At 64.2% G+C, this 2,707-nt stretch carries 3 protein-coding genes and 1 pseudogene; 1 reads left to right on the top strand and 3 read right to left on the bottom strand.

Translation table 11 applies throughout. The features are described from left to right. Positions 1 to 484 (top strand): annotated as a pseudogene (ubiG, locus tag JCM25156_RS24340) (bifunctional 2-polyprenyl-6-hydroxyphenol methylase/3-demethylubiquinol 3-O-methyltransferase UbiG); the annotation flags it as partial. Positions 485 to 551: 67 nt separating this feature from the next. Here the strand turns inward: ubiG and JCM25156_RS13165 are convergent. The 3 genes from JCM25156_RS13165 to JCM25156_RS31240 all read right to left on the bottom strand — a co-directional run bounded on the left by JCM25156_RS13165 (position 552) and on the right by JCM25156_RS31240 (position 2,545). Continuing rightward, positions 552 to 1,781: a lactonase family protein gene (locus JCM25156_RS13165; protein WP_025813442.1), complete on the bottom strand. Its 1,230-nt coding sequence runs from the start codon at positions 1,779 to 1,781 to the stop codon at positions 552 to 554. Between the two features lie 43 nt (positions 1,782 to 1,824). Then, entirely contained in the window at positions 1,825 to 2,352 is a 528-nt protein-coding gene (locus JCM25156_RS13160) for a DUF2147 domain-containing protein (RefSeq protein ID WP_025813441.1), read from the bottom strand. A gap of 67 nt (positions 2,353 to 2,419) precedes the next feature. Further along, complete coding sequence (locus JCM25156_RS31240; protein WP_242402655.1) at positions 2,420 to 2,545, bottom strand: DUF1178 family protein; 126 nt, start codon at positions 2,543 to 2,545, stop codon at positions 2,420 to 2,422. Positions 2,546 to 2,707 lie beyond the last annotated feature (162 nt).

Genomic DNA, 2,707 nt, shown 5'->3' with positions numbered 1-2,707 from the left:
CCGGGCTTGATGCCTCCCAGGCGGCGATTACGGCGGGCCGGCTGCACCTGCGCCAGCACCCCCTGCCCGCATCCGCCGGGCCGCTGGCCTACCGTTGCGGCAGCGCGGAGGAACTGGTGGCCGAAAACGCGCGCTTCGATGCGATTTCCGCGCTGGAGGTGATCGAGCATGTCACCGACCCGGCGGCCTTCCTGCGCATGCTGGGGCGCATGCTGCGCCCCGGTGGGGTGATGGTGGTCTCGACCATGAACCGCACATGGCGCTCCATGGCCATGGCCAAGATCGGTGCGGAATACGTGCTGCGCCTGCTGCCTGTCGGCACGCATGACTGGCGCAAGTTCATCACCCTGCCGAACTGGGGCAGTATGCGGCCCGGTCCGGCCTGCGCATTACCGATGTGGCGGGAATGGTGCCCGGCCTTGGCGGCTGGCGGGAAAGCCGTGACATGGCGGTGAACTACATCGCGGCGCTTGTGCGCGACTGACGGAACTGCCGGAAGGCCACCGTGGCTGGCCGTGCTCCCCTGTCGAAGCACACGGCCAGCCATGGCGTCAGATCGTGTTCATGAATGCGAACGTGGTCGGGCTGCCCACGGGGGTGAAGTTCCATGTGAAGTCCAGCACGCCGGTCTGGGCATTGACGCGGAAGGACGTGACCGAATCGCTGCGCTGGTTGGCGCAGAACAGGAAATTGCCGCTGGGGTCGAACATCATGGACCGCCCGTAATCGGCGTGCATCCAGATCTCGTCCACCAGATTGAGCGTGCCGTCGTCATTCACATGGAAGCTGGCCAGCGAATCACCCAGCCGGTTCGAGACATACAGGTATCTCCCGTTGGGTGAGAGCAGGATGCCCGCCGCCAGCGTGCTGCCACGGAAATGCGGTGTGACGGTGCTGACGGTCTGCTGGGGCACGATCTCACCCGTCTGGGGGTTGAAGGTGGCGGCGACGACCTTCGAATCCTGCTCGCCCAGAATGTAGATCATCGTGCCTTTTTCGTTGAAGGCGAAATGACGCGGCGCCGAGCCGGGCGTCATGTTGATGAACGGGGTCTTGGCGGGGACGAGGCGGCCGGTATGAAGGTCCAGCGTCCAGACATACACCCGGTCCAGCCCGGCGTCGCACGCCAGCACGAAGCGGCCGGACGGGTCGGAATTGACCATGTGAACGTGCGAGGACGAATGGTCGCTTATGGCGAAATTGCCCGGCGGGTTGTCGCTGGCGCGGTCGGGCATGCGTGGGCCGGTATTATGCACCACATCGGTCGGGTCGCCCAGGCTGCCATCGGCATGGATGGGCAGCACGCCCACGGTGCCGCCCATGTAATTGGCCACCAGCACGTATTTGCCCGAGGCGTGAACACTCAGATGCGCCGGGATCGCGCCGCCAGAACGGACGACATTGAGCTTGGTCAGTTCCCCGCTGGAACGGTTGACGGAAAACGCGGTGACGCACCCTTCCCCGTTCGCGTTGAAATCGTTGATTTCACTGAGTGCGTAGAGATGTTTGAAATCCGCCGACATGACCAGGAATGACGGGCTGGCTATGTCCACATAGGTCATGAGGGGCGAGAGGCTGCTGGTGTCGGGGTTCATTTCAAACACCGAAATGCCCTGCCCGTTACCCGCGCCGCCGGGTGGTCCATGCTGGGTATAGCCCCCGATATAGCAGATGATGCGGGGCTTGTCCGGAACCTCGGCCATGGCGCGCCGGGACAGGACGGGCAGGCCGGTGGCGGCCAGCGCCGTGGTGAACGTGCGGCGCGAAATATTGCAGCTCATGGAAAAAAGGCGATCCCAGTCAGTTAAAATTCTTGGCGCCCCATCAGGGCAGCTTGCACGCGGGGCCAATCGTGCCGGTATAGCGGCTCCACGTTTCGGTTTCACCAAATAATGGTACGCCTACGAAACCACGCAGTTTCAGGTCACCATTCTGTGAAACCCACAGCTTGGCATGATAGACATGCCCGGTGTCGGGGTCGGTCACGCGACCGTTCCAGTGTCCGGGCGAATCGGAATCGGGCGTGAACCCGTTCAGCATGGGCAGGTTGCATTCCGGCTCACCACGCTTGTCGCGCGGCATTTCGGTCGTGTAACGCAGGCCCGCCAGCCGCCCGCACAGTTCCTGCCCGCAGCGGTTGATCTCGAACACGCCGTCATGATCCTTGGTCATCCACCGTCCGATCACGTCCGGCTGCGCGCCCGGGTTCTGGCTTTCGGCATGGGCATGCGTCACGCCCGCGCCCATGGCCACCGCCACGGTACACACCATGGCCGCCAGCCGTGCCGCCCTGCGTGGCGCGAAGCGGCTTTCGCGCCCTGGTGCGCCGTTGTTGCTCTTGCTGTCCTGCATCTCAAATCGCTCCCGACATGGCGCGTGGCCGGCGGCTGTCCGCGCCGTGTGCGCCTGCGTGTTCCCTCTAGCTGTCGGCCCGGCGGACCCACGGTATGGAATGGACTTCCACCCCTTCCTCATCCAGTTCGGAATACTCCTGTTCCGTCATGCTGCCGTAAATGGCGCGGGCTTCACTTTCCCCCCGATGCATGCTCAGGCTTCAGTGGCGAAGCGGTCGCCCACATCATCGCAATGTTTCTCCACCGTCTCACGCATTTTCTGTAACAGAGCGATCATGGCGTCGGGCACTCCCCCCGGCGCATGGCCGGGTGGCGTGGCGGGCGGTGGGGGCGATGATTCCCGTGCGGGCGCG

The organism is Komagataeibacter kakiaceti JCM 25156, from assembly GCF_000613305.1.
The sequence above is the reverse complement of the archived record's forward strand: the minus strand, read 5'-3'. Positions and strand labels throughout refer to the sequence as shown.